Origin of the sequence: Psychromonas sp. MME2, from assembly GCF_040566515.1 — a bacterium.
Classification (GTDB): Bacteria; Pseudomonadota; Gammaproteobacteria; order Enterobacterales; family Psychromonadaceae; genus Psychromonas.
This window is the reverse complement of sequence record NZ_JBEWXI010000002.1, coordinates 133,385-157,377: the sequence shown is the minus strand read 5'-3', so window position 1 is coordinate 157,377 and position 23,993 is coordinate 133,385. Positions and strand designations below refer to the sequence as shown.

The following is a 23,993-nucleotide window of genomic DNA, read 5'->3' as shown; positions in this document are numbered from 1 at the left end:
AACGGCTAGGAAAAAAATGGATAAGTTAAATCGTGACATAAAGGAATATTACCAGCAGGATTTTTTGGGGCTGGATTTATCTCAGCAACAGATAGAAGAGGTGATTTTTGAAAATTGCACCTTTACAGAGTGTAATTTTAGCGATGTGATGGTGAAAAGTTGCAAATTTATTGATTGTCGCTTTATCAAAAGTAATTTATCAAATATGAAAATTCTCGCAAGCCGATTTGCCGATGTCTGTTTTCAAGAGAGTAAGGTCATTGGTATTAATTGGGCAAAAGCAGTTTGGCCTAATTATAGCTTAACGACCTCTATCAAGTTTCAGCAGTGCATTATCAATGACAGTTCCTTCTTTGGTCTTACTTTGCAAGAGATGGAAATTCAGGGCTGCAAAGCACATGATGTCGATTTTAGAGGGAGATTTTGCCTATGCAAATTTCACTGACAGTGATTTTTCCTATAGCCAGTTTATGCGTACGAATCTCGATGGAGTCGATTTTAGTAATGCGACAAATTATCAGATTGATGTCACGCTAAATAGAGTTAAAGGCGCTAAGTTTAGCCGTTTTGAAGCCTTAGAATTGCTTACTTCATTGGGGATTGAATTAGTCGATTAACAGGACGATATTTCGTCCTGTTAATCGTGCTTTTATTTAGCAATACGTTGCTTTTGTTTGTTTAACTGTTTTTTTGCACGGTTATTGTGTATTTGTTCTGCGGCGTCAGTACCGATATGTGCCTCGCCACGTAGCTTAGCTAAAGCTATCTGTTTTTCACGTTCGCTAAAACGCAGCTTTTGCTGATCACTGAGCTGGCCATAACAGTGCGGACAGGCGATACCCGGTATGTATTTATCGGATTGTTTGTCCGTAGCGCTAATCGGTAACCGGCAACCATGGCATTGGTCGTACTGACCTTTTTCCAGCTGGTGATTGACTGAAACTCGATTATCAAAGACAAAACATTCTCCTTGCCAGAGACTTTCTTCTTGTGGTATCTCTTCTAGGTATTTTAATACCCCGCCCTGTAGATGATAAACTTCGTCAAAGCCTTGCTCTTTTAAGTAGGCCGTTGATTTTTCACAACGAATGCCACCGGTACAAAACATCGCTACTTTTTTATGCTTAGCAGGATCTAAATTGTGTTTGACATAGTCGGGGAATTCACGAAAATTAGTGGTTTTCGGATCCACTGCATTTCTAAATGTGCCGATACTAATTTCATAGTCGTTGCGTGTATCAACCAGTAATACCTCAGGATCGCTGATCAGGGCATTCCAGTCTTTCGCCTGTACATAACTGCCGACCACGCGATTCGGGTCAATTCCTGCAACGCCCATCGTCACAATTTCTTTTTTAAGTTTTACCTTAGTGCGATAGAAAGGATTTTCTTCGCTGAATGACTCTTTACAGCTGATATCGGCAAAGCGTGGGTCTGATTTTAGCCAATTCATTAGCTTATCAACCCCTTCTCGACTGCCTGCGATGGTGCCGTTAATCCCTTCATTGGCAAGTAGTAACGTTCCCTTAATTTGGTTTGCCATCATTATAGCTAAAAGCGGTTGTTGGATTTCTTGATAATTTTCAAGTGCGACAAATCGATACAGTGCACAGACGATGGTATTTGACATGGGACTTCCTTGCAGCTAACTGGAGCGTAAATCCAGTGCGTTATTTTATGTGAATGGCATTATAGTTGAGAAAAAACGGTTACCGCAATGTTAATTTGTTAACAATTTAGCAACTTTGGCGGTGACAAAATAAACAACGCGGAAATAAACTTTACCACGAGTAGAAGGGAACTGCTTTTTGTGAATATTGGTGCTAAATTAAAAGATTAATAGATAAATTATCGAGAGACCATGTCCAACAGTAAATTTGCTTTAATTATGGCGTTGATTGTGGCAGCAACGCCATTTGCTATTGATGCTTACTTACCCGCCATCCCCTACATGGCTGATTTTTTTACTGTAAGTTCAGAGCAAATCGCAACAACGATTAGTTTATATGTATTAGGATTGGCGACAGGGCAGCTAGTTGGTGGTCCGCTTGCAGATAATTATGGTAAGCGTCATTTAATATTGGTTGGCTTACTGCTATTTGCTGCTTGTAGTCTGATCATTGCCCTTACTCATAGCCTCTTAGTGGTACAAGTTAGTCGTGTAATACAGGCTATTGGTGGTGGCTTTGCCATGGTCTGTATTGCCCCCTTGGTGCGTGAGCGAGCGACGGGTAATGAAGCGGCTAAGCTGTTCTCTTTAATCGGTTTGATTATTGTTGTTGCACCTATCGCTCCGAGTGTTGGGGTGCTGCTTATTTATTTATTTGGTTGGCAGAGTATCTTCTTTTTTCTGTTCATTTATGCGCTTTTTGTTGTTTCAATTTCACACTTTAAGCTCGCTAAGGATGCTTCATCAAAGACAGCAAACACATCATTTTTACGTCGTTATCGCTTGGTGGTTGCCAATCGAGAAGGGATGCGTTATTTGGTTGCGCAGGGATGTTCATTTTCTGTGATGCTGGTGTTTGTTACCAATGCTTCTTTTATCTACCAAAAGTACTTTGCCCTGAGTGATGCGCTGTTTGCTCTGCTTTTTAGTGCCAATGTTATTATGATGGCTATTTTTAATCGCTATAATAACTTCCGTTTGAACCATATATCGGCCATGACGCTATTGCAACAGGGTCTTTGGATCCAACTGACTGGGCTCTGTTTATTAGTGTTGATGGTGATATTCAATGCTCCCGTGGCAGCTGTTGCCATTAATATTATTTTCATTATTGGTGCACAAGGCGCTATTTCTGCGAATTCAAATGCTGTTTATATTAGCCATTTCCATGAACATACGGGATCGGCTTCTGCATTGTGTGGCGCGAGTCAATTTTTAATGGCGGCACTCGCTGGTGGATTATCGACCCTATTATATAATGGTACACTCTGGCCAGCTGTTCTGGTGATGCTTGGCCTCTCTTTAATTGCTAACGGTTTACTCTTAACTCGGCCCAATAATAGCGGCAATGAGTAGGTGAACATCATATGTTCGTCGTTGTTTGTATGAGGAAAATTATAAAATGGTAAAAATTTTAACGGAACAGGCATTCCATCATGGTGATACGCCCGTTTACAGTGAGTCGAGTGCGACAACGAGCCAAGCCTTTAAAGTAAAAGAGGGCATTGCCAATGTCCTTTATTCGCCTGCCCATAGTAATCCTTTGGCGCCCGCTGGTTTGCAGGGAGCTGGTGACCTAGTCGGGAAGTGGTTGTACAACGAGCAACCAGATAAGCAAGAAAACCTCCTTAAAAGTAGTATTGAGCTGTTTATGGATTCGAGTTTAGCGCCGAATGCCAGTGTTGGTTTGCATGAACACATTGATACCGAAGAGATTTATTACCTATTAGAAGGGCAGTTATTCATTCAGTTGATAGATAAACAGGGGGTAACCGTTGAGCAAACAATTTATCCCGGTGATACCCATTTAATTCAACCTGGCGAGCATCATTTCGTACAAGCGGGTGAAAATGGCGCTCGATTTATCGTGGTCTCTGCGAAGGTGTCAGAGTAGGTTGCCATCGCTACGGTAATGGCAGCTCGGTCGTGTATTTTAGCTGTTCCATGGCAAAGCTAGAGTTAACATCGGTTAGGCCGCTGACATTATTGACTAACTTTTTGTAAAACTTATCAAAGCTGCCCATGTCGGTGACTAAGACCTTAAGCAGGTAATCGTACTCCCCCGTCATGCGGTAAAATTCTAAAACGGGGGTAAAATCCTTTACCTGTAAGACAAAGTGTTTTAACCAAGCCTCTGAATGTTGCTGGGTTTTTATCTGCACAAAGGCAATCAGTTGTAAGCCCAACTTTTGCGCATCCAATAACGCCACGCGTTGGCGAATAAAACCATCTTTTTCAAGCCGTTTAATGCGATTCCAGCAGGGCGTTGTGGTTATGTTTAACTGCTCAGAAATTTGCTGTAAAGATAAGGACGCATCCTTTTGTAATAAGGTTAAAATTTGTTTGTCTACCTGATCAATAGGCATAGTTACCTCATTATTTTTATATAAAAGATAAATTTTCTTATTATTGTGAATATTAAGGTTAATTTTCTTTCAAAGCAAAAACTAATGATGGTTCAGGAAACTATTTCTACTGCAGTTTGGTTATGGTAGTGATTCTTATAAAAGGATCTTTGCAAATGAATGAACAACGTAACTGGGTCGATCAAGCGATCGCCAAGATTCAAGCTGATTACCAACGCAGTGCTGATACCCATTTAATTAAACTAGATTTAAACCGTTTTCAAGGTATTGATATCTATCTTAAAGATGAAAGCACACATCCAACGGGAAGCCTCAAGCATCGTTTGGCGCGATCGCTGTTCTTATACGCATTATGCAATGGCAATATCAGAGAAAATACCACTATTATTGAGGCTTCATCGGGAAGTACTGCGATTTCCGAAGCCTATTTTGCCCGTTTACTTGGGTTAAAGTTTATTGCTGTGATGGCTAAAAACACCAGTAAAGAAAAAATAGCGCAGATAACAAATTATTCAGGAGAATGTTTTCTGGTTGATTCCACGGAGATGATCTACGCTGAATCGGAACGTTTGGCGAAGCAGATGAATGGTTATTATATGGATCAATTTACCTATGCAGAGCGTGCAACCGATTGGCGTGGCAATAATAATATTGCCGATTCTATTTTTATGCAGATGAAATTAGAGGAGCATCCGATTCCTAAGCATATCGTCATGAGTGCCTGGCACAGGGGGAACCAGTGCCACTATTGGGCGTTACATTCGTTATCATCAATTGCCCACAGAATTAACCGTTGTTGACCCACAAGATTCGGTATTTTATGACTATTTTCACGGTGCCGATAAGCAGCTAGTCATCTCCTCATGCAGCCATATCGAAGGTATTGGTCGCCCACGAGTTGAGCCCTCATTTATCTCCTCGGTCATTGATCATATGATTAAAGTCCCGGATGTTGAGTCGGTGGCGACGATGCTCTGGTTAGAAACGGTGTTAGGTCGAAAGGTCGGGCCAAGTACGGGCACTAACATGGTTGGAGTGTTGCAATTAGCAAAACAGATGGCTGCTAAGGGGAAGTCTGGTTCAATTGTGACCTTGTTATGTGATCAGGGGGACCGCTATTTAAATAGTTATTTTGACCCTGACTGGGTGGCAGAAAACATTGGTGATATTCGCCCTTATCAAACACAGTTAATAACTTTCTTTGCTGATTAATGGTAGAAGTCGCGTGCCAAGATTTGTTTAATCTTGTCACGCTGTTTTCACTAAACTATTATTATGGAAATGTCTGAAGTGATATTTTTCTGAGCTGTTATTTCATTCCCATGCAGTTTGCATAGTATGTGACCGTTGCTGGCCAATCACTAAAGACACCAATCACGCCGACTTGTTTTGCTAATACATCGAGTACGACCATGGTGTCGCCATCATTATTAATAGCCTCAGCGACGCTTTGGTAGTACCAACCCCCGCCTTGAGCTAATGGGCCTGAACGCTCAAGCGACCAAGTAATAATATCTAGCCCAGCTTGTTTAGCATATTTCGCATAGTCAGAGGGAACGATATTACCTTGGCTATTTAACGTTAGCAGCGCATAGATGGGCGGTGCTATAATTTTTACGCCAGCTTTAGCAAGCGACTGCATATCTTTAAGTGATGCCTTAAAGTTCTGATCTTCATACATGCGTTCATCTAAATAAACAGCCTGTTTAGCAAAATTGGGATTATTGGCTATCCAATATTTTATGTCATCGAGGTTAAATGATTGCAAATAACTCTCTTCAGCAGTGAAGCCCGCCTCTTTTAACTCCTTCACTAATTTTTGTGCATACATCTCCTGAGTGAAGCCCTCGTAGGGCATATTAACTGAGGCAGATTTCAGTTCTGGTGTGACTTTAACGCCATGTGCTTTGAACAGTGCTGCACTTTCTGCATGCGTCATCAGAGTGCCCGTCGTTGCATAAAGATCGCTTCTCCAACTTGGTGTTCCGCGCATATATTCTTCTACGCTTGTCGCCATCGGGTTGGCGCCATCCATTTTCCCTTTTAATGATTTAAACTCTGCTAAGGTAAAATCGGATGTTCTGCATTCAACTTGTGCCTCTTTCCCTGTCGCTGGATCGGCTGGTGTAAAAGGTACTGTACATTTTTTGGCTAGTTCTGGGTGGGCAAGGACATCCGTTGTGGTATGAAGGTCACTTTGAGAATGGCGACAAACCAGTTCTTTATCTTTAGTGAAAGTAACGTCACATTCGACGATGCCAGCACCACTGCGAATTGCCGCAAGATAGGATTCTTTGGTATGTTCCGGAAACAGTAATGGTGCGCCACGATGCGCAATAGAGAAATCGCTTCGTTGGAAGCGTTCATTACGGCACTGAGATAATTTTGTTTTTAAGGGGCTTGCGACCATAGCATCAATTAAAAACAGAGGACGAACGCCTAAGGATATAGGCTCTTGTGCCCATGTAGAGCTGACACCTAACCCAAGTGTTATTGCGAGCATACCTGTAGCTATTTTTTTCATTTTTATTGTTCCTTTATAAAGATGAATACACGTTTAATGGTTAATACCAATTCCGGTAAGTATGTGATTTAAATTTTGCGCAGGAAAAACAGCTTAATTCAAGGCGTAATTTGCCGTAAATGGTTATTCCCTTTACGAAAATTACAACGCAGCAGTAAGTTGTTTTAACCAGTAAAATAGATCAGCTATTTATCGGAATTGGTATAATCATTAAACGTGACTATAGAGGAAGTATATGACGTTTATATTACCTAAATGACCTATTTGGTGGTGTTTGTTATGGCTAAACGGTAACCTTATATCTTTTCTCGTCCACTCTATTTAGGAAATCGCAAAGTATGAACCATTACCCGCCCGTTGAAGTACCTTTTAATCACCGGCATTGCTGTTGGTTTTGCGGAGAGCCTAATGATACGTGGGTTGATTTTCCAAGATATGCTAGCGAAGAGGGGTTATTAACCCACACTCCTTTATCTCTGCCTAGCTGCAAAGAGTGCGATACTATTGTTAAACGTAGCGCATTCACCTCTTTGTATGCGTATCGAGATGCCATTAAAAAAGCGCTCGCCGTTAAGCATCAAAAAATATTGGCAATTGGTTCAAACTGGACCGAGCAGGAGTTACGCGATTCGGAATTTGAAGGGGCCGCCTTTGCAGGCTTTAAGCGGAGCGCTTGGTTTATGTTTGAACTCATGCAGGGGCGCATTAACTACCCAGGTTGGCCGTTGCGAGTAAACAACGAAACTCTCGTGATTGAAGAGGAGAACGACAGCTTTGTTTTTGATGGGGTAACTTATGTCAATCTTGATAGTGCCGTGACACATGCGGTAAAAACCTTTTACCTTGATGAGCAGCTATTTACCCGCGTATTGAGTGTCATTGGTAAAGATAAGTTTGCTCAAGCAATTAGATTGTGTCGCTTATACCCCATGTTAACGAGCAAAAATCGTGAATCGGTTTTTGTGCAAATCCTAGAAAGTCTGGGTTTATAATTGGTTTTATATTAGGTGCGACAAGGAGCAAGAGAGAATGAGTGAGAGGCTGTTTGTATATGGTACGCTCGCCCCGGGGCGCGAAAATGAGCATCTGCTGGCAAGTGTTTCTGGCGAGTGGCAGGTCGCTACAGTTAGAGGGAAGGTCTTAGATGGTTGGGGGGCATGTGAAGGTTATCCCGTGATTATTTTAGATGATAAACAAAGCCTTGTGCACGGTTTACTTTTTACTTCTTGCGACCTATCTATGCATTGGCAGCGTTTGGATGAGTTTGAGGGGGAAGGTTATGAACGTGTATCTGTCTGTGCTGAGCTTGCTGATGGCTCCCGTGTTGAGGCGTATATTTACGCACTCAGCACTCATATCAAGGTTGCCAACAGTGCAGCTAGTTAGCCTGTTTAATTTGTTGTGATTGTAATGTGTGCAGCACATCGGCTAATGATGAGTGGATATGATGCCCCATAGCGATAAGTTCAGTTGAAGGTGGGATAAGATCTGGCACTTGATAGACTTGCATGCCCGCAGCGACCGCCGCTAGGACTCCGTTATGGGAATCTTCAAAGGCTAAACATTGTTGCGCAGGAACCTGTAAACGCGCTGCCGCGAGTAAAAATATTTCTGGATCAGGTTTACTCTTGGTCACTTCACAACCCGTACTCAAACAATCCACGTAATCAATAAGCCCTGCTAAGGTTAATTTAATCGTTGCGATTTCTTTATCTGAAGAGGTTGCCACTGCAATCGGAATTGACTCGGATTTTAACCACTGCATTAACTCAACAACGCCTTCTTTTATTGGAATGGCTTGCTTTGTAACAATGCCATGATAACGTCGTAGCCATTCGCTACGTAATGCCTGATAATCGAGTTGGCTACCATATCCGCTACAAATAATCTCTTGTACCGTTGTTGCGTTGCAACCAATAACCTTTAAATAAACCTCTTTTAGCATTGGCAGAGAGAGTGCCGAGCAGGCTTCACTGAACGTTTGCATGGAAATGCGTTCCGTATCTAAAAGCAGTCCATCCATATCAAAAATTGCAGCGTGATAGTTCATCATTTTCTCCGAAGTTTAAACTCGTAAAATAGCATAATAATGATTGTGTCGCATTAAAGCGATCTAGTGCAATGAATTGCTAAGCAAGTAAAAGCCCCTACTATTTATCCATGTTAACATTATGTTATAACGTGGTGCGGAGTTGCCCTCTTAACGCAACGCTCAACAAAATCAACAGAATCAGTTTACCAAGGTAGAGAGAATGAGTGTTAAACCATACCAGCTTGTTAATCGTCAACGTTATGAGCTAGCAGCCGATACGACAATGATAAGCCGATTGAGTCAAGATGAGGTGATTAGTGAAGAGCCGCTCAATATTGTACTACACTGGTGTTGTCAAAAGACTGGAGAGCGGCTTGAGAAACCCTTAATGGTTACCATGAGGACACCTGGTAACGATGCTTTTTTAGTCACAGGATTGCTATTATCCTATGCGATTATTGAGACCGCTGAGCAAATAGAATCGATAACGGTTAGTGAAAAAAATCAATGCGATATTGCATTGATTAATGCCGTTAGCTTTGAGTGGAAAAAATTCACCCGTCACTTTATTAGTCATTCGGGGTGCGGTATTTGTGGTAGTAATAATATCAAGGCATTAGCCCATGCTTTTAATGTGCTCATTGATGAGCATAAAGCGTGGCTACCTTTAACGACACTACTAAGCTTACCGGCGCAGTTAAAGCAAAGGCAGCCTATTTTTGCGAAAACCGGTGGCGTTCATGGCGCGGGGATATTCACCCTGCAGGGCTGTTTATCAGTGCAAGAGGATGTCGGGCGACATAATGCGGTTGATAAAGCCATAGGGGAAGTTTTGACGACTGGCTCGTTAACCAAGCAAAGCGTATTGATGCTGAGTGGGCGAGTGAGTTTTGAATTAATGCAAAAAGCGATTGCGGCAAAAATTCCGGTCGTGGTGGCGATAGGTTCGCCTTCAAGTTTGGCGATTGCAGCAGCAAAACAATTTAATATCACCTTAATTGGATTTGTCAGTGAAAATCACTGCAATGTTTACCATGGTGATTTTCGTATAGTAAAGGTAGGTGCTAATGAGCGTTAAAAAATATACAGGGGCCGCTGGTGGTTGGGGCTCTCTTGCAAGTACAGCGAAACATTTGCTGAAAAGTCAAAATGTTGCTAAAAATATTAAAAACCTGTTGAATGCCAACCAAGACCATGGATTTGATTGTCCGGGATGCGCATGGGGGGAAGAACAAAAAAGCGACCTTTTCCGTTTCTGTGAAAATGGCGCTAAAGCCGTAAATTGGGAAGCTACCTCACGTCGTGTTGATGGCGACTTTTTTGCTCAGCATAGTGTCAAGGCGTTGCGTAAGCAGAGTGATTATTATCTTGAAGAGCAGGGTAGACTGTCGCAACCCGTCTGTTATGACGCGCAGCAAGATAAATATCTCCCCATTACTTGGGATGCCGCTTTTGCATTAATTGCACAACACTTACATCGCTTAGATCACCCCAATCAAGCGGAGTTTTATACCTCGGGACGAGCAAGCAATGAGGCAGCCTTTTTATATCAATTATTTGTGCGAAAATTTGGTACCAATAACTTCCCTGATTGCTCCAACATGTGCCATGAGGCGAGTGGTTATGCACTAAAGGCCGCTATCGGAGTAGGTAAAGGGACTGTTACCATGGAAGATTTTGACCATGCCGATGCGATATTTGTATTTGGTCAAAACCCCGGTACAAATCATCCGCGTATGTTACATACCTTAAGTCATGCGGTGCAACGTGGTGCAAAGATCGTCACATTTAACACCTTAAAAGAGCGAGGTCTAGAACGCTTTGCTAATCCACAATCTCCTGCGCATATGGTGTTGGGCGGTGAGTTGAAATTAACTAGCCGCTATTTTACGCCTAATTTAGGTGGGGATATGGCGGCAGTGCGTGGCATGGTGAAGATATTGTTAGCGCGTCACGAAGAAGCATTGCTAAGTGGTCAACAAGTGTTTGATGTTGATTTTATTGCTCAACAGTGCAGTGGGTTAGATGAGTATTTAGCGCAGGTTAAAGCGACACCGTGGTCATTAATTACCGAACAATCTGGATTATCGCAAGCGCAGATAAGTAGTGCCGCAGATATTTATCAACAGGCTGAACGGGTTATTATTACTTGGGCGATGGGGATCACGCAGCATAAGCACTCCGTTGCCACTATCCATGAACTAACCAATTTGCAGCTATTGTTTGGGCAAATTGGTAAGACAGGTGCTGGGCTATGTCCTGTGCGAGGGCACTCTAATGTGCAGGGGGATCGCACCATGGGGATTGATGAAAAACCCCATGCAGCATTGTTAGAGAGTATCGCAAAAACCTTTAATTTCACCCCGTCCGCTGAGGTTGGTCATAATGCTGTACAAGCTGTTGAAGCGATGTTAAGAGGCGAGAGTAAAGTATTCGTTGCTCTCGGTGGCAATTTTGTCGCGGCAATGCCCGACTCGCAATACATACAACAGGCATTAAGTAGTTGTGAGTTAACGGTTAATATCGCGACCAAATTAAATCGGACGCATCTCTATCCCGGTAAATGTGCACTGATTTTACCTTGCCTTGGACGAACCGATATCGACATGCAAAATGGAAAATCACAAAAAGTGACTGTGGAAGACTCTTTTTCTATGGTGCATGCATCGCAGGGGGTAGTTGCAAGCGATATTAGAGAAATGCGTTCTGAGCCAGCGATTATTGCCGGTATCGCTCAAGCGACCTTAGGTAATGAACCGATAGCGTGGCTTGATATAGTAAAAGATTACGATCAAATTCGTGATTTAATTAGCCAAACAATTCCCGGATTTACAGATATGAACCAACGTTTGCAAGCACCGGGGGGATTTTACTTGGGGAATGCTGCCGCCCAATTACGTTGGGCGACTAGCGATCAAAAAGCACAACTTCATAGTTATCCTTTACCCGAAGCGATTATATCGGCATCACAGCGAGCTTTAACTCAAAACCGTATTTTTGTATTGCAAACGTTACGTTCTCACGATCAATACAATACAACGGTCTATGGTTTTGAGGATAGATATCGCGGTATAAGTGGCGATAGAAATATTATTATGCTTAATAGCGATGATATTAGCGCATTACAGTTGTCGGCAGGTGATAAGGTTGATATAGAAGCATTATGGCCAGATGATATTATTCGCAAAGTGAGTAATTTCACGGTGGTTGAATACGCCATCCCTAGTGGTAATGCAGCCGCCTATTTTCCAGAGGCTAACCCCCTCGTTGCGTTAGCTAATTATGGTGATTTTAGTTTTACGCCAAGCTCAAAATCGATTGCCATTGTTATTACGCCAGCTGCAAAACAGCAACGCATATTATAGTGCTATCTATTGGGAGCTATTGCTTGGTTAAATAATATTATTTAACCAAGCTTTTTCTAGTTCATTGACTTGCAGCGGGCGGGAGTAGTAATAGCCTTGAATATCAACGATACCGCATTTATTGGTTGTTTTAAGTTCATCTAACGTTTCGACACCTTCAGCTATCACTGATAAGTTAAAGTTATTCGCTAAGCTGACAATGGTTTGTACTATTTTTTGGTTATCTAGATTGTGGTGTAGTTCACTGATAAATACGCGGTCAACTTTGATTATATCGACGGGTAAGTAGGGTAAATAGGAGAGATTAGAATATCCAGTACCAAAGTCATCGATACTAATCAGTACACCCTTGCTTCGAATCGCTTTTAGCTGGGCTATCACCTCTTCCATATCACCCATTAAAACACTTTCAGTGAGCTCTATTTGCACCAGATTCCCTGGGATTTGATAGTTATGTAAATGTTTTATAAGGGTGTCAGCAAATTCTGGTTGGTGTAATTGTATTGCCGATATGTTAATCGCAATAGGTGGGCATTCTATATTATTATCAATCCAATAACGCATTTGTTGCAGTGCAGTGGTGATAACCCAATTACCTAATTCAACAATGAAACCATTTTTTTCGGCTATTGGAATAAAATCATAGGGAGAGATAAGTTTATCATCTAATTTCCAGCGCAACAGCGCTTCAACGCCAATCAATTTTTTATCTGTCGAATCGACCTTGGGTTGATAGGTAAGATGAAACTGATTTTTTTCTATGCCTTGATTCAGTTGATTGGATAATTTCATTTTATAGAGTAATTGTTCGGCAAACTCCGGCATAAAATGGACATAGCCTTTGCTATGGCTGACTTTGCTCTGATACATTGCTAAATCTGCATGTTGTAACAGTTTTTGTACATCTCGCCCATCCTGTGGCCCAACTGCAACCCCAAAACTTGCCGTAACGCGGTGCTTTATTTCATTGAGTATTATTGGCGCTATTAACAGCTCTAGCAATCGCACTTTTAAGTTAGCTAACGAGTTTTCAAATTTAGCATAGTTATGTGCTATCGCAAATTCATCACCGCTCAAACGGGCAATGATGGTGTTATCATTGACTAATGACTTTAAACGACTCGCAATTTGTATTAATGTTTTATCACCACTATGGTGTCCAAGGCTATCGTTAATGTTTTTAAAGTTATTGAGATTAAATAAGATAATCGCGACGGTGCAGTTGTTTAAGCTCAGTAGTTTATTAAACTGTTGATTAAAGCCATTACGATTAGGTAAACCGGTCAATTCATCGTGATAGACAATATGCACCATTTTTAGCTCGGCTAGTTTGCGGGCCGTAATATCTCTGGCGATACCAGCTGTGCCAACCACATTATTATTTTTATCTATGAGTGGTACTTTTAATGTTTCCGACCAACCCAGCGAACCATCCGGCTTATTTATTTGCTCTTCAATATGATGTATTTTTCTCTCTCTTTGTACTCTCATATCCTCTTCGAAGTAGCTCTGTGCTAATTCATTATCGCAGGGCAGATCAAAATCTGTTTTTCCAATAAAATGATCTTTGGGGAGGGAAAATGTTTTTTTGAATTGGCTGTTTACAAATAGAAACCGTGATTCTCTGTCTTTGACCCAAATTAAATCAGGTAAGCTATCAACTAATTCTTGTATATGTTCATGGGCCAGCTTGAGGCGGCAATATTTCCGCTCGATAATAATTAAACGCAGCGCAGTAATAATTAATAAAGCCAGCAAAATAATAGAGAGTAAAGACATCGTGATTACCGTGAAGAGGCTTAAATACAATATGAAAGATTATAAATCGATTAACTGTAAATAGACATCAGCTAGTAATGGATAGTGTGAAGTCTATTTAGTTATACATGGCATATATGTGAAGATATCGTTAAAATGCTGTTATGAGTATATGTATGGCCTTCAAATAGGCTATTTATGAAACGTTATTTTTGTCGTTGGAGAATTACATTTGTTTAAATTGAACCGTGTTTTTCATGTTGCATCCACTGTATTGCTATTTAGTCTTTGTCTTTATAGTGTTATCGCTAGTGCGAATAGTCAGTTAGTAAGCTCTGGATGGTTAATTAATCCTTCACATCCTCCCGTTTCTGTGCAGATGCAATTAACCGGACAAACAGATCCACAGGCTAACACCGTTAATGCTTTGTTGAGTGTGAATCTCGATGATGGTTGGAAAACCTATTGGCGTTTCCGGGAAGGAGGGGTGGCACCGCAATTGGAGTGGGTTCACGATGCCAATGTTACTGCGCTAAATTGGCATTGGCCTGCGCCTAAACGCTACCCTGTTTTGGGGGTTGATACCTTAGGTTATAAAGAGATAATCCACTTTCCGATGGTTATTTCCGTAGCTGATTTTAATAAAGAGACCTATTTTGAGGCAAAACTGACCTTGGCATCCTGTACGACTATTTGTGTGCTAAGTGATTATAATTTTATGCTCTCATTTAATCCATCTGAGTTGCAGCCTGACTCTGAGGTCGCTTTCAGCTATGCGCAGGCGATGTCGAGCGTTCCCGTTGTTATTGACTCAGAGCAACTGGCTGAACAACAGAGTGCGACGATTACCGATATTCACTCTTATTGGGATAAAACAACACAATCGCTGCGCGTACAAATTAGTAATCAATTTAATTGGCGTAATCCCGATGTTTTTGTTGATACAGAAGATCCGCTGTTAGCGGAAATCAATTTTTCAACACCAATAATTAACATCTCAGGCAAGCAGCTAACAGCCTCATTTAATGCTTCGAGTTGGGCTGGAGATGTTGATTTATCCCAACAACCTTTGCATTTTACCGTTGTGGATGATGATCTTTTAGTTGAAATAATTAATCGTAGTTCTGATCAGGTTATCAACCAAACTGGTGCAGATTCACTTACGTCAATATTTTTAGTGGCATTATTAGGTGGTTTAATTCTTAATATCATGCCCTGTGTATTGCCCGTTTTAGGCATGAAATTAAGCACCATATTGTCGTTACAAGGAATTCAACGAGGGCAAATTCGTCAGCAATTTATTGCATCGAGTTTGGGAATTCTTTGCTCTTTTTGGTTGTTAGCTGCTTTTATCTTATTTCTGAAGTTATCAGGGCAAGCGCTCGGTTGGGGGATTCAATTCCAAAACCCATATTTTATTGCATTTATGGCAGCTATCACGGCGTTATTTGCGGCTAACATGTTTGGTTTGTTTGAGATACGGTTATCCGTGAAAGCCAATACATGGTTAGCCACGTCGGGTGATAACTCGTTAGTTGGTCATTACTTACAAGGTATGTTTGCAACATTGCTGGCGACGCCCTGTAGCGCTCCATTTTTAGGAACCGCAGTCGCTTTTGCCTTAGGGGCATCGACAATGGCGTTATTTACCATCTTCACCGCGTTAGGCATGGGAATGGCTTTACCTTGGCTAATAATTGCAGCTTTTCCTGGTCTTGCCCTGTTGTTACCCAAGCCGGGGCCGTGGATGAATCGTGTTAAGCTTGTGTTTGCATTAATGATCTTAGCAACCAGCCTGTGGTTACTGAGTTTGTTGGCGATATTTATTGGTGCGATGTGGACGATTAGTCTGGCTAGCTTACTGCTATTATCGCTATTTATATTAGTCATACGTCAATATGGTCAACGTGTTTTCTTTTTGGCATTGTTATCGCTATTACTGGTTAGTGCCGTAGGTTTTACTGTGGCTCATTTAAGTGATAATTATTGGGCAAGCTCAAATCGAGATGAACTAGATTGGCAAACACTTGATGTTGCAGTTATTACTCAACAGGTCGCGCAGGGAAAAACAGTTTTTGTTGATGTCACTGCCGATTGGTGTGTCACCTGTAAAGCGAATAAAATAGCCGTATTATTGCAAGAACCTGTATATAGCGCATTGCAATCTGAAAACATAGTATTGATGAGAGGCGATTGGACGGTGCGTTCCGATTCTGTTACACAATATTTACAGTCATTTAATCGTTATGGTGTACCATTTAATATTGTCTATGGCCCTGCTGCACCAGAGGGGATAGCTTTGGATACTATTTTGAGTAATAAACAGGTGTTAGCTGCGATTGCGCAAGCGCAAGGAGATAAATGATGAGTGATAGTAATGAACTGAGTACAAAGAAGAAAAAATCGATACGTAAATGGGCATCAACCATTGTCATTTATTCACTACTCTTTTTAGCCGTTGGTTGGGGGGTGGATTTATGGGCGAACCCGAGCCGTCCCTTCCTATCAAATATTGGGTTTAGTGGTCAATGATGTACAAGGGGATAAAATTGATCTTTTAGCGATGAGCAAAGAAGAACCTGTTTTGCTCTACTTTTGGGCAACGTGGTGCAGTGTTTGTAGTACGGTATCACCATCGGTTGATTTCATGTCAGCGCATTATCCAGTGTTATCAATTGCGATTAGCTCGGGTAATGAGAGCCGTATTAAGCATTACATTGAGAGCAAAGGGTATGATTTTAAAGTTATTAATGACCAGCAGGGGGTAATAAGTAAAGCCTGGGGCGTTTCTCAAACACCAACCATTTTTATTATTGATAAAGGTGAGATTAAGTCGATAACAACCGGATTTACATCGCCGATAGGGATGTGGTTACGGTTATTGATGGCTTAATCGCAATCTGCATAATATCTTGAGGTAACATGGGTAAAGATAGCTGCGTTGTATTCAATTGTAATTCGGCTATTACTCAATCATACAGTTTGCTCCCTCATTTTTTCTCAATAAGCGATGACCACAATATGATTCCCCATATAGGTATAAGCAGCGCCTTGGAGCACTGCTTATAGCCATTACTTAACCATGAAGGGTGACGAACCAGTTAATGATAAACGCGTTCATTAAATCAATAAAGAAACCACAAACCAAGGGCACCACAATAAATGCTCGATGCGCTGCGCCATATTGTTGTGTTACCGCCGTCATATTAACGATAGCAGTGGCAGTTGAACCAAGGGTTATCCCTCCAAAACCAGAACTAATAACTGCTGATTCGTAATCCTTACCCATAAATCGATAGACAATGAAAATAGTAAAGACAATTGAAAGTAGCGCCTGTAAAAACATCACTGAACTTAAGTAAACGATGGCATTTTGCAATTGCCACAATTGTAGCCCCATCAATGCCATCGTTAAGAACATACCTAGACAAATATCAGAGATTAAACCTAAACTTTGTCTCATACCCTCTTTGGTTTTTCGTTTTAAGATGAGCGTTCTAAAGTTACCAATGACGATCCCTGAAATCATACAAGAGACGAACATGGGGAGTTTTAAATCTGTTTCTGAAATCAACATGTCTAATAGATAACCTAGTATTAAACAGATATTCAATAACAACCAAGCATGTAAGACACTATAGTGATCTAATTTTACGTGGATATCTTTATGGGTAACGCCAATATCTAACACTTGATCGTTACTTGCTGTTAATTTGTGTCGGTTAATTAAGTAGTTAGCAATCGGGCCTCCCATGACACAGGCAAGTATTAAACCGATGGTGTTACTCGCTATGCCCATTTCAGCGGCGCCTTGAACACCCCACTCTTGGTATAGTGGTGCCCAGGCCATTGTCGTACCCACACCGCCGATCAAAGAGATAGAGCCAGACATGAGCCCTAATAATGGATTTAATCCAAAAGCCGTCGCGACGCTAACGCCGAGAATGTTTTGCATAAAAATATAGATGATAGCAAGTAAGGTTAGAATTACTAAAGGTTTGCCACCAGAGAGTAAGCTTTTAAAGTCTGCATTTAGTCCAATCCCTGCAAAAAAGTAGAGTAGTAGAATATCGCGAACATTTAAGCCGAAATGAATTTCTATTTTAAAAACATAATAAAATAGTGCGACCACCCCTGCACAAACAAAACCGCCAATAACCGGTTCCGGATGCTATATCGTTGTAGTAGAGGTGATTTAGATATTGCTATTTTACCGATAAACAACAAAATAATTGTGATGGTAAAAGAGATAAAAGGTTTTATTTCAATAACTTCCATATGTATCCTGTTATTTTTCGGCTAATACTTTAAATAGGGTTACAGTTAAGCAGAAATTTTTCTGTAAAGAAAAAAGTAAAAAAATCGAACCCTATGGTAATCCATAACGGTTCGATTTTAACTATACCTATTATCAATAAAAATGCAAAAATCAGTCAAGAAAAAGAGAAGTCATCCAGCTATGCAAGCTGTAATTTCTCTATTATTTACACTTACTGACCATCATAGTGCCTTTATGCAGTCCTTTTTCAACTTTAAAGCTATACACGTAAGTACCCGGCTCTGGAATTTTTATGGGTGATTCGGTACCGTAACCTGAAGCGGTCATGATTGGTTGCTCTTGACCAATAATAACGGCTTTGGATTTTTTCACTGCAAATTCAGATGACCAGTCAGCTGCGGCAAATTTAAAGGCAAATGCACTTGCACTCTTTTCTTCAACAACCACTTGGTAAATATTATTACCCTTATAAGTAAATTTATGTGAAGCAGGAGTTGCATTAAAGCCATCGCCACCTTTGTAAGTTCCGCGGATCCACATTGTTTTACCTAGCGGTCCTTTGTCACCTTTAATGGTTGGAGCATCACATTTAGCAAGATTGCCCGTACCCGTCAAACTCGCAACTTTTTTAGTGAACACAGGGCCTTTCTTAGAAGGGGAGTCTATATTATAAAATGCGGCAGAAAGAGGAGCGAGTGTTATCTGATATTGTCCAGTGACGAGTTTAACCGTTTGCTTGTCTAATAGATTAGTTAAGTTGCCAACACTACCTAACGCATCTCCTTTGAGAGTGATAATTGCTTCTTTATCTTTAGTGTTCACTAGATAAAGCACATGGTTATTACCTGCATCTTTACGGTCGACGTAAACATTATTATCTGAATAGATGTGTGTACGGCTGCCGTTATAAAGTGCCGGATTTGCAGCGCGCATTGCCATCAAAGAAGAAACATAATTTTTCAGGTCTGATTGTTGTTCATTCAGTACAGCAATCTCACCACCAACTGTGGTCGCTAAGCCTTCAATTGTTGCGCTTGAACGAGCAACGTGATCATCACATAGGCCACTTGAACCATCACAGTTAGAGTACATTGCTTCAAAATCTGGAACTTGATCGCCTATCTCTTCACCATAGTAAAGTGTAATTGGGCCGCTATAGGCAGCCATAAAGCTGAATGCCGCTTTATGACGAGTCCAATATTCTGGCTCACTTGGGTCAGCGATAAAGCCACGTTGTAGTAAATCACCAAAGCGCACTAAATCATGATTACCTAGCATTAAATTTGGCATCGCATGAGATGGATAGGAAACATGTGAGAATAGTGCCTCATCTAAATGGGTTGCTGGGCGTTTGCCGCCACTGTTCTCATCGACAGCAAAAGTCTGTACAACTGAATAACGTACAGGGAAATCAAATGCTGATGGCAGTGCCGGATCATCCTCTGGACCATATCCCTGTGCTGCGATGTCGTTGGCACCTGTACGCCAGATTTCTGCGACCATGTAGCCAAGAGGATTGACCTCTTTACCTGCTAATTTATAGGTTTGTGTTGCTGATGCCTCTTCTACGGCTTTACGAATTTCCGTCCATTGTGAAACTGGAACTTGATAAGCTTGATCTAAACGCCAGCCATCAATTTGTAGCTCATTGACCCAGTAGGTTGCAACTTCTTTATAAAACGCTAAGTCTTCTGGATATTTGGCTTCAAATCCGACATTACCAACTGGAGCACCGATAGTAGGTAAACGACCCTGAGGTGATTTAACAACATTACCTTTATGGTGACCAAACACACCATCAAAAATGACATACATGCCTTTTTCATGTGCTTTTTTAACTAACTCTTTAGCCTGTTCTAGTGTTCCAAATTTTGGATTATATTTGAAATAGTTGCTGGTAAAATAACCCGTTGCATCGAGTCTATCTATCCATTCTGTTTGTCCATCTATAGGAATCGATTCAAATATCGGTGTTAACCAAACGGTATTCATACCTAACGATTTAATATAATCCAATGATGCAGTGACACCGGCTATATCACCTTTATGATGGCTTGTACCGTAACCTGTTCCATAATCGGCATTACTATCTGCATCGATAAATGATTCCACCATAACTTGATACATACGCAAATTACAGGCTGCATTGTTACTTTCGGGCTGATTACAGACTAAGTGGTTGTCCGACGCTGCTTTAGCAGCGGTAATATTGACACTATAGGGAGCGTTAGCCGCCTCCGTGTTATTAGCTTGAGTAGATTCTCCTGCACCACCAGCACAAGCTGACAATAATGCGGTCACCGATAGAGCTACTAGAGATTTCCGTAACATAATAGTAAGTACCTTAATTGATATATAAATAAAAAGTACGTTATTAAAGCATAGTCATTGAAATCTCAAGCGGTTATAGATCACACTCTACCCGTCATGGTACAAGTAAAATGTAAATTTATGATCGATCAGGGATCGTGGCAAAAAAGAATAAATTTCATTATGAATTGCTGTACTTTATGTGGTAGGGCGTAGTTTTCTGTTTTTATTAGGGGGCGTAGCTTATAAGCTCAGTTAAAATAGGTCTTTCAGCCTGTTTGCTGATATTTTATGTGAAATTGGTGTGATCTGTGTCATGCTATTTTATTGCTTGATTAGTGGGGCAAGCATTTTCTCTAGCCCGTTTAGTTTTACCTCATACATTAAAGCAAGTTGTTCACCTAATTTTCCTTGCGGAAAACCTTTACTATAAAACCAGACAAGATAGGGCTCTGGTAAATGGATAAGTTTACGACCCGCATACTTCCCAAAGGGCATAACTTGGTTGATTGCATCGCTTAATGCTTGCGTGTCTTGCATTGTGTTCTCCTGATAATAAGCCGCAACGAAATCGTTACGGCTTAAATTTGAACGCCTAAATTTAAACCGCCGCGAGCGCTTGCTCTACATCGGCAATGATATCATCGATATTCTCAATACCGACGGAAATACGTATAAGCTCTTCGCTAACACCCGCTGCTTTTAACTCTGCGGCATTAAGCTGTCTATGTGTCGTTGAAGCAGGGTGGCAGGCAAGGGATTTAGCGTCACCGATATTAACTAAACGTAATATCATTTTTAAGGCATCAATAAACTTGCCTCCTGCCTCTGAGCCTCCTTTGATACCAAAGCTTAATATACCCGATGCTTTGCCTGAGCAAATTTTTTGGCAGGTTTCATGATATTGGCTGCTTTCTAGGGCTGCATAATTTACCCATTCTACCTTATCGTGATTGCTTAAATAGGTTGCCAATTTGACTGCATTTTCACAGTGTCGCTCCATACGCAGGCACAAAGTCTCTAAGCCCTGTAGTATTTGGAATGAGTTCATCGGTGAAATTGCAGCCCCGGTATTACGAAGTGGTACAACACGACAACGTCCGATATAAGCAGCCGGACCAAAGGCTTCAGTATAAACAACATCATGGTACGAGGGATCTGGCTCATTCATCACAGCGAAACGTTGTTTATTGGCAACCCAATCAAACTTGCCTGAGTCAACAATAATGCCGCCAATGGATGTGCCGTGACCACCGATATATTTCGTTAAAGAGTGCACCACAATATCCGCGCCAAATTCAAATGGACGACATAATACAGGCGTTGCTACTGTATTATCGACAATCAGCGGTAAGCCATGTTGATGGGCAATCTCGGCCAATTTTTTAATATCAACAATGTTGCCGGCAGGGTTACCTATTGATTCGCAAAAAATAGCGCGTGTATTTTCATCTATTGCATCGGCGAAACCTTGGTAATCATCAAAGGAGACCATTCGTGTTTCAATACCCTGTTTAGGGAATGAGTGTGCAAAAAGGTTATAAGTGCCACCATAGAGTTGGCTAGTGCTAACTATGTTTGTACCTACTTCGCAAATACATTGAATGGCATAAGTGATTGCAGACATGCCTGAAGCAACAGCTAATGCGGCGATACCCCCCTCCATTTCCGCAACACGTTTCTCTAAAACATCGGTGGTGGGATTCATAATGCGGGTATAAATATTGCCAGGGACTTTTAAATCGAATAAATCTGCGCCGTGCTGTGTGTCATCAAAGGTGTAAGACGTGGTTTGATAGATTGGCACGGCAGCTGCTTTAGTGGTCGCCTCTGATTGATAACCATGGTGTAACGCAAGTGATTCTAATTTCATAATTACTCCGAACTGAAAATGGCTGTTGATACGTTTCATGTATACGATGGAGTGTTAAATCTAGCACTATAGAATAAGATAATCAGAAAAAATGTTTAAAATAACGGAGATTACTCCATTATGGGTATTGCTTAACTCTCCTTCAACCAGTCACTTTTATATCAGCAATTTATTTCGATGGGGACTAGCGACGAATGTTTCATCCAATTGACAGAGATAATTGACCATTTTATTATTTCATTTACCGAGGATGAATAACGCCTCTATAGTGTACTTTTAGCATGTTTTTTTTAATGATCACAAATCATGATAGGACTTTTAAAAATGAAGAAAATTTCGTTAACACTATTTGCTGTTTTTATTGGCCTAATTTCTCAGGTCGCCGTTGCAACTATTCCGAATATCACTGCAGACGGGAAGCCTTTCCCTTCCTTGTCACCTATTTTAAAACAGATAAGTCCTGCGGTGGTTAACATCTCTACTTACTCAACAAAACCACAGCAAGTTAACCCACTATTAAATGATCCCTTCTTTAGACACTTTTTTAATTTGCCTGATCAACAGCAAATGCCAGAAGGTAAGCAAAATAGGCGTCAGCAAAGTGCAGGCTCTGGGGTTATTGTGGATGCTAGTAAAGGCGTGGTAATGACCAATTACCATGTGATTAAAGATGCCGATGAGATACGCGTTTCGTTACTTGATGGGCGAAGTTATCAAGCAAATTTGATGGGAGTTGACCCTGATTTAGATATTGCAATATTAGAAATAGAAGCAGATCGCTTAACGGAGGTGAAAATTGCCGATTCATCAGCCATTGATGTTGGTGACTTTGTGATTGCTATCGGTAACCCCTTTGGCTTAGGGCAAACCGTTACTACGGGTATCGTTAGTGCACTAGGGCGAACTGGATTAGGGCTAGAAGGCTATGAAAACTTTATCCAAACCGACGCGTCTATCAATCCGGGAAATTCAGGTGGCGCGCTAGTTAATCTCGCGGGTGAGCTGGTTGGTATCAATACTGCTATCATTGCCCCAGCCGGAGGTAATGTTGGTATTGGCTTTGCCATTCCGAGCAATATGGCCAAGGCAAGTATGGTACAGATTTTAGCACATGGTGAGGTTCGCCGTGGTCAAATAGGGGTTGCAATCCAAGATATTACACCTGATCTACGCGATGCTTTTGCGCTTGAAAATGGCCAAGCAGGGGTGTTGATCAGCGATGTTGCTAAGGGGATGCCTGCGGAAAAAGCGGGGTTGCGGGCAGGGGATGTTATCGTCATGGTTGATGGTAAAAATACCACTTCCACGGGACAATTACGCAGCCTTATTGGTGTGAAAAATATAGGTGACAGCGTACAGGTAACCATTTTACGAGAGGGTGAAGAGAAACAGTTAACTGTTTTAATTGCCGCTCCACAGGAGACGGCGATTACGAATGAAGGACTACATTCATTGCTAGAAGGTGTGCGCTTTGAAAATGATAATGATGGTAATGGTGTTGTTGTTACACAGGTGTCGGGAAACTCGATTGCTGCGGGTAGTGGTTTAAGAGTCGGCGATCTTATTGTTGGCGCGAATCAACGCCGTGTAACTGACATTAAATCACTGACTAAAGCCTTAAAACGCAATGAATCTGCATTACTGTTACAGATAAATCGTAATGGAGGTTCGTTCTTTATCGTTATTAAATAACAGCGCATTAAAAACACATTAGAGCACCTATTTCCTTTGGCCATGAATATTTTATGGTTATTTGTGGTAATAGGTGCTTTTTTGTAGGCTCGATACCCATCTTTGGGATATAATGAAGATTCTTC

Annotated in this window: 21 protein-coding genes and 1 pseudogene; 13 read left to right on the top strand and 9 right to left on the bottom strand. The window is 41.2% G+C overall.

Going from position 1 to position 23,993, the window contains the following annotated elements:
• Positions 1-16: 16 nt before the first annotated feature.
• Both AB1A03_RS01050 and AB1A03_RS01045 read left to right on the top strand, forming a co-directional pair.
• On the top strand, positions 17-445 hold the full coding sequence (locus tag AB1A03_RS01050) for a pentapeptide repeat-containing protein (protein ID WP_354622741.1): 429 nt from the start codon (positions 17-19) through the stop codon (positions 443-445).
• Positions 399-617: a pentapeptide repeat-containing protein gene (locus AB1A03_RS01045; RefSeq protein WP_354622740.1), complete on the top strand. Its 219-nt coding sequence runs from the start codon at positions 399-401 to the stop codon at positions 615-617. Before AB1A03_RS01050 ends, AB1A03_RS01045 begins: the two co-directional genes overlap by 47 nt.
• 32 nt (positions 618-649) lie before the next feature.
• Here AB1A03_RS01045 and trhO read toward each other — a convergent pair whose 3' ends face one another.
• A complete protein-coding gene (gene trhO, locus AB1A03_RS01040; RefSeq protein WP_354622739.1) occupies positions 650-1,630 on the bottom strand; it encodes an oxygen-dependent tRNA uridine(34) hydroxylase TrhO in 981 nt (326 codons plus the stop codon).
• Positions 1,631-1,861: 231 nt separating this feature from the next.
• Between trhO and AB1A03_RS01035 the strand changes: the two genes are divergently transcribed.
• Entirely contained in the window at positions 1,862-3,025 is a 1,164-nt protein-coding gene (locus AB1A03_RS01035; RefSeq protein ID WP_354622738.1) for a multidrug effflux MFS transporter, read from the top strand.
• A 46-nt stretch (positions 3,026-3,071) separates the two neighbouring features.
• Complete coding sequence (locus AB1A03_RS01030; RefSeq protein ID WP_354622737.1) at positions 3,072-3,563, top strand: cupin domain-containing protein; 492 nt, start codon at positions 3,072-3,074, stop codon at positions 3,561-3,563.
• 10 nt (positions 3,564-3,573) lie between these two features.
• Here the strand turns inward: AB1A03_RS01030 and AB1A03_RS01025 are convergent, their stop codons facing one another.
• Complete coding sequence (locus AB1A03_RS01025) at positions 3,574-4,035, bottom strand: Lrp/AsnC family transcriptional regulator (RefSeq protein WP_354622736.1); 462 nt, start codon at positions 4,033-4,035, stop codon at positions 3,574-3,576.
• A gap of 122 nt (positions 4,036-4,157) precedes the next feature.
• On the opposite strand from AB1A03_RS01025, the pseudogene AB1A03_RS01020 reads away from it, so the two are divergent.
• Positions 4,158-5,247: pseudogene (locus tag AB1A03_RS01020) on the top strand (PLP-dependent cysteine synthase family protein).
• A gap of 97 nt (positions 5,248-5,344) precedes the next feature.
• Here AB1A03_RS01020 and AB1A03_RS01015 read toward each other — a convergent pair.
• Positions 5,345-6,538 (bottom strand): glycerophosphodiester phosphodiesterase family protein, encoded by a 1,194-nt coding sequence (locus AB1A03_RS01015; RefSeq protein WP_354623462.1) that lies wholly within the window; start codon positions 6,536-6,538, stop codon positions 5,345-5,347.
• 359 nt (positions 6,539-6,897) lie between these two features.
• Between AB1A03_RS01015 and AB1A03_RS01010 the strand changes: the two genes are divergently transcribed.
• Both AB1A03_RS01010 and AB1A03_RS01005 read left to right on the top strand, forming a co-directional pair.
• Positions 6,898-7,551, top strand: coding sequence for a hypothetical protein (locus tag AB1A03_RS01010; protein ID WP_354622735.1), 654 nt, complete (start codon positions 6,898-6,900; stop codon positions 7,549-7,551).
• 37 nt (positions 7,552-7,588) lie between these two features.
• Positions 7,589-7,945: a gamma-glutamylcyclotransferase family protein gene (locus AB1A03_RS01005; RefSeq protein ID WP_354622734.1), complete on the top strand. Its 357-nt coding sequence runs from the start codon at positions 7,589-7,591 to the stop codon at positions 7,943-7,945.
• On the opposite strand, the gene AB1A03_RS01000 is transcribed toward AB1A03_RS01005, so the two are convergent.
• Positions 7,938-8,609 (bottom strand): HAD family hydrolase, encoded by a 672-nt coding sequence (locus AB1A03_RS01000; RefSeq protein WP_354622733.1) that lies wholly within the window; start codon positions 8,607-8,609, stop codon positions 7,938-7,940. The two genes, AB1A03_RS01005 and AB1A03_RS01000, sit on opposite strands and share 8 nt — an antisense overlap.
• 202 nt (positions 8,610-8,811) lie before the next feature.
• Between AB1A03_RS01000 and fdhD the strand changes: the two genes are divergently transcribed.
• Entirely contained in the window at positions 8,812-9,669 is an 858-nt protein-coding gene (gene fdhD, locus AB1A03_RS00995; protein WP_354622732.1) for a formate dehydrogenase accessory sulfurtransferase FdhD, read from the top strand.
• Entirely contained in the window at positions 9,659-11,956 is a 2,298-nt protein-coding gene (locus AB1A03_RS00990) for an FdhF/YdeP family oxidoreductase (RefSeq protein WP_354622731.1), read from the top strand. Before fdhD ends, AB1A03_RS00990 begins: the two co-directional genes overlap by 11 nt.
• A gap of 27 nt (positions 11,957-11,983) precedes the next feature.
• On the opposite strand, the gene AB1A03_RS00985 is transcribed toward AB1A03_RS00990, so the two are convergent.
• Positions 11,984-13,735, bottom strand: a complete 1,752-nt coding sequence (locus AB1A03_RS00985; protein WP_354622730.1) for a sensor domain-containing protein — start codon at positions 13,733-13,735, stop codon at positions 11,984-11,986.
• A 220-nt stretch (positions 13,736-13,955) separates the two neighbouring features.
• Between AB1A03_RS00985 and AB1A03_RS00980 the strand changes: the two genes are divergently transcribed.
• From AB1A03_RS00980 to AB1A03_RS00970, 3 genes are read left to right on the top strand one after another with little or no spacing between them, the layout of a single operon-like run.
• Complete coding sequence (locus AB1A03_RS00980; protein ID WP_502945916.1) at positions 13,956-16,079, top strand: protein-disulfide reductase DsbD family protein; 2,124 nt, start codon at positions 13,956-13,958, stop codon at positions 16,077-16,079.
• On the top strand, positions 16,076-16,246 hold the full coding sequence (locus AB1A03_RS00975; protein ID WP_354622728.1) for a hypothetical protein: 171 nt from the start codon (positions 16,076-16,078) through the stop codon (positions 16,244-16,246). The genes AB1A03_RS00980 and AB1A03_RS00975 overlap by 4 nt, the downstream gene beginning before the upstream one ends.
• Positions 16,236-16,607: a protein disulfide oxidoreductase gene (locus AB1A03_RS00970; RefSeq protein WP_354622727.1), complete on the top strand. Its 372-nt coding sequence runs from the start codon at positions 16,236-16,238 to the stop codon at positions 16,605-16,607. The genes AB1A03_RS00975 and AB1A03_RS00970 overlap by 11 nt, the downstream gene beginning before the upstream one ends.
• Positions 16,608-16,790: 183 nt before the next feature.
• On the opposite strand, the gene gltS is transcribed toward AB1A03_RS00970, so the two are convergent.
• The 4 genes from gltS to AB1A03_RS00950 form a co-directional block, all read right to left on the bottom strand.
• On the bottom strand, positions 16,791-17,846 hold the full coding sequence (gene gltS, locus AB1A03_RS00965) for a sodium/glutamate symporter (protein WP_354622726.1): 1,056 nt from the start codon (positions 17,844-17,846) through the stop codon (positions 16,791-16,793).
• Positions 17,847-18,194: 348 nt separating this feature from the next.
• Positions 18,195-20,324, bottom strand: a complete 2,130-nt coding sequence (locus AB1A03_RS00960; protein WP_354622725.1) for an alpha-amylase family protein — start codon at positions 20,322-20,324, stop codon at positions 18,195-18,197.
• A gap of 303 nt (positions 20,325-20,627) precedes the next feature.
• Positions 20,628-20,843 (bottom strand): DUF3820 family protein, encoded by a 216-nt coding sequence (locus AB1A03_RS00955; RefSeq protein WP_354622724.1) that lies wholly within the window; start codon positions 20,841-20,843, stop codon positions 20,628-20,630.
• A gap of 61 nt (positions 20,844-20,904) precedes the next feature.
• Complete coding sequence (locus AB1A03_RS00950) at positions 20,905-22,176, bottom strand: O-acetylhomoserine aminocarboxypropyltransferase/cysteine synthase family protein (protein WP_354622723.1); 1,272 nt, start codon at positions 22,174-22,176, stop codon at positions 20,905-20,907.
• A 324-nt stretch (positions 22,177-22,500) separates the two neighbouring features.
• Here AB1A03_RS00950 and AB1A03_RS00945 point away from each other — a divergent pair, with 324 nt between their 5' ends.
• Complete coding sequence (locus AB1A03_RS00945; RefSeq protein WP_354622722.1) at positions 22,501-23,868, top strand: Do family serine endopeptidase; 1,368 nt, start codon at positions 22,501-22,503, stop codon at positions 23,866-23,868.
• The last annotated feature ends 125 nt before the right edge of the window (positions 23,869-23,993 follow it).